The sequence below is a fragment of the Martelella sp. genome, assembly GCF_984369615.1.
Genome location: NZ_CFHTCS010000213.1, coordinates 1 through 7,781 on the forward strand (window position 1 = coordinate 1; position 7,781 = coordinate 7,781).

Annotated in this window: 8 protein-coding genes; 7 read left to right on the plus strand and 1 reads right to left on the minus strand. The window is 65.5% G+C overall.

Annotation, left to right across the window (positions count from 1 at the left end; translation table 11 throughout):
- The 4 genes from guaA to bioB form a co-directional block, all read left to right on the plus strand.
- Positions 1–822, plus strand: an 822-nt coding sequence (guaA, locus tag AC5DC2_RS15805; RefSeq protein ID WP_491699159.1) for a glutamine-hydrolyzing GMP synthase, incomplete at its 5' end; no start/stop codon positions are given.
- A gap of 610 nt (positions 823–1,432) precedes the next feature.
- On the plus strand, positions 1,433–2,101 hold the full coding sequence (locus tag AC5DC2_RS15810) for a GntR family transcriptional regulator (RefSeq protein WP_491699160.1): 669 nt from the start codon (positions 1,433–1,435) through the stop codon (positions 2,099–2,101).
- An 82-nt stretch (positions 2,102–2,183) separates the two neighbouring features.
- Positions 2,184–2,741, plus strand: a complete 558-nt coding sequence (locus AC5DC2_RS15815) for a biotin transporter BioY (RefSeq protein WP_491699161.1) — start codon at positions 2,184–2,186, stop codon at positions 2,739–2,741.
- Positions 2,738–3,727, plus strand: coding sequence for a biotin synthase BioB (bioB, locus tag AC5DC2_RS15820; RefSeq protein WP_491699162.1), 990 nt, complete (start codon positions 2,738–2,740; stop codon positions 3,725–3,727). The genes AC5DC2_RS15815 and bioB overlap by 4 nt, the downstream gene beginning before the upstream one ends.
- A 1-nt stretch (position 3,728) precedes the next feature.
- Here the strand turns inward: bioB and pdxR are convergent, their stop codons facing one another.
- Positions 3,729–5,144 (minus strand): MocR-like pyridoxine biosynthesis transcription factor PdxR, encoded by a 1,416-nt coding sequence (gene pdxR / locus AC5DC2_RS15825; protein ID WP_491699163.1) that lies wholly within the window; start codon positions 5,142–5,144, stop codon positions 3,729–3,731.
- An 88-nt stretch (positions 5,145–5,232) separates the two neighbouring features.
- Here pdxR and AC5DC2_RS15830 point away from each other — a divergent pair, with 88 nt between their 5' ends.
- From AC5DC2_RS15830 to pdxY, 3 genes are read left to right on the plus strand one after another with little or no spacing between them, the layout of a single operon-like run.
- On the plus strand, positions 5,233–5,931 hold the full coding sequence (locus AC5DC2_RS15830) for a glutamine amidotransferase (protein ID WP_491699164.1): 699 nt from the start codon (positions 5,233–5,235) through the stop codon (positions 5,929–5,931).
- Positions 5,928–6,608: an MOSC domain-containing protein gene (locus tag AC5DC2_RS15835; RefSeq protein ID WP_491699165.1), complete on the plus strand. Its 681-nt coding sequence runs from the start codon at positions 5,928–5,930 to the stop codon at positions 6,606–6,608. The genes AC5DC2_RS15830 and AC5DC2_RS15835 overlap by 4 nt, the downstream gene beginning before the upstream one ends.
- Positions 6,605–7,453, plus strand: a complete 849-nt coding sequence (pdxY, locus tag AC5DC2_RS15840; RefSeq protein WP_491699166.1) for a pyridoxal kinase — start codon at positions 6,605–6,607, stop codon at positions 7,451–7,453. Before AC5DC2_RS15835 ends, pdxY begins: the two co-directional genes overlap by 4 nt.
- Positions 7,454–7,781: the final 328 nt, after the last annotated feature.

Genomic DNA, 7,781 nt, shown 5'->3' on the forward strand with positions numbered 1-7,781 from the left:
GACCAGCTCACCTGCATCCTCGTCGACCACGGGCTGATGCGCAAGAACGAGGCGGCGGAAGTGGTCGCCATGTTCCGCGAGCACTACAATCTCCATCTCATCCACGTCGATGCGGTCGACAAATTCGTCGGCGAGCTCGAAGGCGTTGCCGATCCGGAAACAAAGCGCAAGATCATCGGCCGCCTGTTCATCGAAACCTTCGAGGACGAGGCGAAGAAGCTCGGAGGCGCCGATTTCCTCGGCCAGGGCACGCTCTATCCGGATGTGATCGAAAGCGTCTCCTTCTCCGGCGGCCCTTCGGTCACCATCAAGTCGCACCACAATGTCGGCGGTCTGCCCGAGCGCATGAACATGCAGCTGGTCGAACCGCTGCGCGAGCTCTTCAAGGACGAGGTCCGCGTGCTCGGCAAGGAGCTCGGCCTGCCCGACAGCTTCATCGGCCGTCACCCTTTTCCGGGGCCGGGCCTTGCCATCCGCTGCCCCGGCGGCGTGACGAAGGAAAAGCTCGACATCCTTCGCGAGGCGGATGCGATCTATCTCGACGAGATCCGGAAAAACGGCCTCTACGACGTCATCTGGCAGGCCTTTGCCGTGCTGTTGCCGGTGCAGACCGTAGGCGTGATGGGCGATGGCCGCACCTATGAGTATGTCTGCGCGCTGCGCGCGGTCACCTCGGTCGATGGCATGACGGCGGATTTCTATCATTATGACATGAACTTCCTCGGCAAGGCCGCGACCCGCATCATCAACGAAGTCCGCGGCATCAACCGCGTCGTCTACGACGTGACCTCGAAGCCGCCGGGGACCATCGAGTGGGAATGATTCAGGCCCATCCGGACCCCGCCGATTTTGCGCTGAAACACGATCTAACCAACTGAAAACAAAAATAAATTTCTTCTGTCCCTATCGACATCTATCGGTGGGCATAGATGGCGTTTGGCGGCCTCGCTGACGGGCCTCGCCCCCCATTGATCAACCGGAAAAACGAAAGTACCGTCAGGAGAAATGAGGCTCATGACGGTACTTTTTTGATCCAGGGCGCGCTATGTCGTGCAAATCGGATTGGTCTTGGAAGCCACGCATCCCGTAACCGCCCACGGAATAGAAGATAGTGAGTTATCAATAGCCGCTGTTGGGTTTGTTTGGATCATTTCAACCAGGCAGGCTTCGGGCAAGAGTGTCCGCCGCCCGGACAATCTGCCCTCGTTCAGCGCCGCGTCGCCGAGGCGAAGGCCCTGGGATGCTCCAGAGCGAAACGCGTTCCGGGCAACAGCGCAAGCCCGGCCGAGCCGGACCGCTCCGCCCGGGTGTCGGCTGAAACGTCCACGCATCGCAGCCACAGCCGGGGCGTTCCTCGCAGCATTGCGCGTGATTCAGGTCCAATTCGGCCGCAAACGTCGACTTCATATGTGACGTCGATTATCTATAATGCATGACCAAAGAGACCGACGAAACCATTTCCGACCGGATCGCGCGCATTCTCGCGGATCGGATCATATCGGGCGCGATACGGCCCGGCGCGCGGTTGCGGCAGGATCATGTCGCGGCGGAGTTCAGCGCCAGCCACGTGCCGGTACGCGAGGCCTTTCGCGCACTGCAAAAGCAGGGGCTGGCGGAGAGCGAGCCCTGGCGCGGGTTCCGCGTCACCGAATTCGATATCGCCGAATTGCGCGAGGTCGCCGAGATGCGGGCAAGCCTGGAATCGCTCGCCCTGCGTCATGCCGCGCCAAGCCTGACGCGAGCAATTCTCGATGAGGCAGAAAAGGTTACCCGGCATGGCGATCGCGCCAGCAATGTCCGGGACTGGGAGGCCGCGAACCGCAGATTTCATCATCTGATCCTGGCGCCGTGCCACATGCCGCGCCTGCTGCGCACGATCAACGACCTGCAGGCGGCGAGCGCACGCTTCCTGTTTGCCGCATGGCGCAGCGACTGGGAGGCGCGCACCGACCACGACCACCGTGCCATCCTCGATGCACTGCGGAAGGGCCAGACCGAATTTGCCTGCTCGACCCTGGCACGCCATGTCGGCTGGATCGGCAAGCGCAAGCCGACATCAAAAAATGCCGATATCAGAGAGACTTATGAGATTCCTGGATGATTATCTATAATTTGCATTGAACGCGTGAAGATGTCTCCGGAATTATAGATAGCGTCGAAACCTATTTTCGGAGAACAGCCTCATGGCCTTGCTCACCCCCTCCCTGACCCGCCCGGCATCGCTCTGGCGCGGTGTCGCCCTCACGCTTTTCGGCGCGGTGCTGATCACGATCGGCGCCAAGGTGCAGATCCCGTTTTGGCCCGTGCCGATGACGCTGCACACGCTCGCGGTGTTCTTTCTGGCCGCGGCGCTCGGTCCCCGGATCGGCTTTATGGCCATGGCCGCCTATCTCGCCGCCGGGGCGATGGGCCTGCCGGTATTTTCCGGCTCACCGGAGCGCGGGATCGGGCTTGCCTACATGGCGGGGCCGACCGGCGGCTATCTCATCGGCTACCTGCTCTCGACCCTCGTGATCGGGAGGCTGGCCGAAGGCAACGGCCCGATGCGGCTGGCGCTGGCGATGCTCGCCGGTCTCGCCGTGGTCTATGCCTGCGGCCTGGCGTGGCTCGCATTGTTCGTGCCGGCCTCCGGCCTGATCGCAGCCGGCTTTGCGCCGTTCATCCTCGGCGATCTGATCAAGATCGCGCTGGCGGTCGCCCTGATCACTGGCCTCGGCCGCCTCAAGGGTCGCGCGGCATGACCGGCGCAAAGATCAGAATCGACTGGAACATGGACGAGGCGCGGGCGATCCACGCCCAGCCCTTTGCGAACCTGATTCACCGGGCGCAGACTGTGCATCGTGCCCATTTCGACCCGACCGCAATCGAGACGGCGAGCCTCCTCAGCATCAAGACCGGCGGCTGCCCCGAGGATTGCGGCTATTGCTCGCAATCGGCCCATCACAAGACCGGCGTGAAGGCGACAAAGCTGATGGCGACCGACGATGTGCTGGAAGCCGCCCGGCGCGCGAGGGACGCGGGCGCGCGGCGCTTCTGCATGGGGGCTGCCTGGCGCAGCCCCAAGGACCGCGACATGGACAAGCTCTGCGCCATGGTGCAGGGCGTCTCGGAACTCGGGCTCGAAACCTGCATGACGCTCGGCATGCTGAAACCGGATCAGGTGGCGCGGCTGAAGGAAGCCGGGCTCGATTTCTACAACCACAATATCGATACCGCGCCGGACTATTACCGCGAGATCGCCACCACGCGGACGATGGCGGACCGGCTGGAAACGGTCGAGCATGTCCGCAAGGGCGGCATCAGGGTCTGTTGCGGCGGGATTGTCGGCATGGGCGAAACGGAAGAGGATCGCATCGCCATGCTGGTGACGCTCGCGACCCTGCCCACCCATCCCGACAGCGTGCCGGTCAACCTGTGGAACCCGGTCGAGGGCGTGCCGGTGCAGGAGACCGCAAGCCCGGTCGATCCGTTCGCGCTCGTCCGTCTCGTGGCGCTCGCGCGCATCCTGATGCCGACCTCGGTGGTGCGGCTCTCCGCTGGACGCACGGGAATGAGCGATGAATTGCAGGCGCTCTGCTTCCTTGCCGGCGCGAATTCCATTTTCGTCGGCGATCAGTTGCTGACGACCGGCAACCCCGCGGCCTGGAGGGACCACGACCTGTTGCAACGCCTCGGCATGCATGTGGCGCCCGCCAGGCCGCAAGGCTCCGCCATGGCGGCCGAGTAGCTCAATCGGGCAGGCTTCGGGCGAGGATATCCACCGCCCGGGCAATCTGCCCCTCGTCCAGCGCCGCATAGCCGAGACGAAGGGCTTGCGGCGCGGCGCGATCAAGGGCGAAGTGCGTTCCGGGGAGCAGCGCAAGCCCGGCCGCGCCGGCCCGCTCTGCCCAGGTTTCGGCGGAGACATTCTCGCAGTGCAGCCACAGCGCCAGCCCGCCCGCAGGGCTGTCGAACATGATCCGCCCGCCCAGATGGACTGACAGCGCCGTAGCCAGGACATCGCGCCGGGCCCGATAGATGCGACGGGCCTTCCGCGCATGGCGGCCGAGATCGCCGTCGCGGATCAGGTCCGCCAGCGCGGCCTCGAGCGGCGCGTCGCCCTGCCGGTCGATGGCCGCACGGGCGGCCGCCATGCGGCCGAGCAATGGCTCCGGGGCCATGGCATAGCCGAGGCGAATACCGGGCGAGAGCAGTTTGGAGAGCGAACCCACATAGATCAGCGGCAGGCCTGCCGGGGCCCGGGCCGCAAGCGGCAGGACCGGACGCCCTTCGAAGCGGTACTCGTGATCGTAGTCGTCCTCGATCAGCGTGATGCCGTGACGCTCGACGCTGTCCAGAAGCTTCAGCCGCCGCGCCGCGCCCATGGTGACCGTTGTCGGATACTGGTGGTGGGGCGTGACATAGACCGCCGCGATGCGCGGATCGCTTTCAATCGCCGCCTCAAGGGCGGCGACCGACAGCCCGCCCGCATCGACGGGAATGCCAAGCACGGCAGCGCCCGCGGCCCGGAAGGCCTCCCAGGCCAACGGATAGCCGGGTTCTTCCACGGCAATCGCCTGACCGGGCTTCACCGCCGCCCTGGCCGCCAGGAACAGCGCCATCTGGCTGCCGCGCGTGATCAGCAGTCGCGCCGGATCGGCGACCACGCCCCGGTCCGAGGCGAGATAGGACGACAGCGCGTGACGCAGGACCGGCGTGCCCCGGGCATCGCCATAATCCGCGCCGCCGCGAAAGGCCGGAGACAGCAATGCCCGGCGGAAGGCGCGCGCCAGCGCCTTGTCCGGCACCAGCCTCGGATCGGGCGCGCCGTCGCTGAAGGCCAGACGCGGGCGGACGGTTGCGGGCTCTCTGGGCACGGACACCGAAACCGGCTCCGCCATGCTTTCGGGCAGATCCTCGGCGACGAATGTGCCACGCGCGGGTTCGGCATGAAGCCAGCCCTGCGTCATGAGTTCCTGGTAGGCGGCGTCGACCGTGTTGCGGTGAACGCCGAGCTCGCGCGCCAGCGCCCGCGTCCCCGGCAGACGGGCGCCGGGCTTCAGGCGGCCACGCATGATGTCACGGGTGATCGCGTCGGCAATCGCCAGAAACAGCGGCCCGGCGGGCTCCTTCTCGATGTCCAGCGCAAGCGGTTCCGATGCCATGACGACCGGCCTATCAAAGTTTTCAAAACTGGCTCTTTTGTTTAGGCCGGATATTCGCGAGACACATGGAAAAAAGCAAGAGGCCTCCATGTCGAAATCCGCCCTGATCCTGCGCCATCTCGCTTTCGAGGACCTTGGCAGCTTTGGCCCGGTGCTTGAGGAAGAAGGCTACCGGCTCAACCATGCCGAAGCTGGCATCGATGCCTTGCCGGCGGCGCTCGGTCCCGATCTCGTGGTGGTGCTCGGCGGCCCGATCGGGGTGAAAGACACGCAAGCCCATCCCTGCATGAAGACAGAGCGCGACTGGCTGGCACCGCGTCTGGCCGCCCGCCGCCCGACGCTCGGCATCTGCCTTGGCGCGCAGCTCATGGCGGCGGCGCTGGGCGCGAGGGTCGCCCCGATGCCCCGCAAGGAAATCGGCTTTTCCGCGCTGGCGCTGACGGAGGCCGGCATCAACAGCCCGCTCCGCCGTCTGGCCGATGTGCCCGTTCTCCACTGGCACGGCGAAGCCTTCGACATCCCGGATGGTTCGGATAATCTCGCCAGCACCGCAGCCTGCGCGACCCAGGCCTTCGCCATGGGCGCAACTGTTCTGGGGCTGCAGTTCCACCCCGAAGCAGGCCAACTGCCCGCCTTCGAGCGCTGGCTCATCGGCCACAGCGTGGAACTGGCTGAGGCCCGCATCGACCCGGCCAGCCTGCGTCGCGACGCCATCGCGCATGGCCCGGCACTGAGGCATGCCGGCCAATCCATGCTCCGCGCATGGCTGCGGGACTTGGCCGCATGACCGTGATCACTCTTCTGACAGGGCGCGCCAGACCGCTGGCGGGAAGCGACGCGCAAAGCGGCATCATGAAGACGCCGGTGGAAAGGCCGCTTCGCCTCGGCCCTGAAGGGTTCGAAAGCGACGAGCAGGCGGACCGGCGGGTTCATGGCGGCGTCGAAAAGGCCGTGCATCATTACCCGTTGGATCATTATCCGCTCTGGCGAGAAGAACTCGGCGATCTGCCGGCGCTTGGCACTCCCGGCGGATTTGGCGAGAACATCTCGGCATTGGGCCCGACCGAAAACACCGTCGCAGTGGGGGACGTTTTCCGGCTGGGCACGGCACTCCTGCAGGTCTCGCAGGGGCGACAGCCCTGCTGGAAACTCAATCATCGTTTTGAAGTGCCCGACATGGCCCGCCGCGTGCAGCAGAGCGGCCGCACCGGCTGGTATTATCGCGTGCTGGAAGACGGCCTCGTGAAGACGGGAGACCGGCTTGAACTGGTGGACCGCGTCGCGCCGGACTGGACGCTCCACCGGCTCTGGCGCGCGCTCTATGTTGACCGGCTGAACCTCGATGAGCTCAAGGACATGGCAGTGCTCGACGTGCTGGCCGAAGGCTGGCGGAAATACGCGGTCCGGCGGCTCGAGAGCGGCCGGGTGGAAGATTGGCGCAAGAGACTGGACGGCGCTCCATGACCTCTCCTCCCTTCGTGATATCGATCCAGAGCCAGGTCGTGTTCGGCCATGTCGGCAATTCCGCAGCCGTGTTTCCGATGCAGGCCGCCGGACTCGAGGTGGCGGCGATCCCGACGGTCATCTTCTCCAACACGCCCGACTATCCGACGTTGCGTGGCCGGGCGCTGCCGCCGGAATTCTTCTCGGACCTGTTGCAGGGCGCACGCGAGCGCGGCCTGCCGGAGCGCGCGGATTTCATCCTGACCGGTTATATCGGCTCGCTCGATGTGGCGCTGATGGTCGCGGATTTCGTGGCCGAGGCCAAGGCCATCAATCCGCGCCTCACGTACGTCTGCGACCCCGTGATGGGCGACACAGGCCCCGGCCTCTATGTGCCGGAGGCCATTGCCGACGTCATGCGCGACCGATTGCTGCCGATGGCCGACATCGCGACGCCGAACCCGTTCGAACTGAGCTGGCTGACCGGGCAGCCGATCGCGACCATGGCGGACCTCAAAGCAGCGCGAGCCTTTCTCCGCATCGCGCCCGGAGCCCATCTTATCGCCACGGGGTGCGCGCTCGAAGATACGCCCGCCGGCCACATTGAAAGCGTCGTGCTCGGAGCCGCCGGCGCAAGCCGTCATCCGGCGGAGCACCTGCCGGTCGCGCTGCCGGGAACGGGCGATCTGTTCGCCGGGCTGATCGTCGCGGGGCTCGCGCGCGGATTTCCCCTGACGCAAAGCGTAGAGGCAGCGCAGCGCCTCACATCGCGCGCGCTGGACCACGCCCGTGCCCTCGGCGCCGGCGAAGTAGTGTTGAGCGAACCGGAGTTCCGTCGCGCGCTTCTGACGCTTGCGGCGCCGTAAAAGGGGCTTTTCCCCGTCCATCATCGACACGCAGAAGGTCGGCCGGTGTGCGCCAGAAGCCTGTGTCTGGACAGGTCCAGCCGCCAGCCGGTTTGTTTCCGTTTCTTTCGGACGATCTCCGTCGAAAGCATGTCGTCAGTCCGTGCGCGTCCCGCCACCTCTCTCAAGACCGGCGCGGCCTTGCGGAAGCTGCTCGGGGCGGGCGGGCCGATGCGTAGATAAAATAGGTTAGAGCGTCCTTTGTGCGTCCGAATGGACGCACGGCGCTCTAGGTGTGGAGCCTCAAGAGGTTGTCTCGGTTCATGCCGAGTCGACTGATCGGTGTTTT

Bases quoted from the DNA above. Each gene is read 5' to 3' on its own strand.
- AC5DC2_RS15810 (WP_491699160.1), top strand. From the start codon at position 1,433: ATGACCAAAGAGACCGACGAAACCATTTCCGACCGGATCGCGCGCATT.
- AC5DC2_RS15815 (WP_491699161.1), top strand. From the start codon at position 2,184: ATGGCCTTGCTCACCCCCTCCCTGACCCGCCCGGCATCGCTCTGGCGC.
- bioB (WP_491699162.1), top strand. From the start codon at position 2,738: ATGACCGGCGCAAAGATCAGAATCGACTGGAACATGGACGAGGCGCGG.
- pdxR (WP_491699163.1), bottom strand. From the start codon at position 5,144: ATGGCATCGGAACCGCTTGCGCTGGACATCGAGAAGGAGCCCGCCGGG.
- AC5DC2_RS15830 (WP_491699164.1), top strand. From the start codon at position 5,233: ATGTCGAAATCCGCCCTGATCCTGCGCCATCTCGCTTTCGAGGACCTT.
- AC5DC2_RS15835 (WP_491699165.1), top strand. From the start codon at position 5,928: ATGACCGTGATCACTCTTCTGACAGGGCGCGCCAGACCGCTGGCGGGA.
- pdxY (WP_491699166.1), top strand. From the start codon at position 6,605: ATGACCTCTCCTCCCTTCGTGATATCGATCCAGAGCCAGGTCGTGTTC.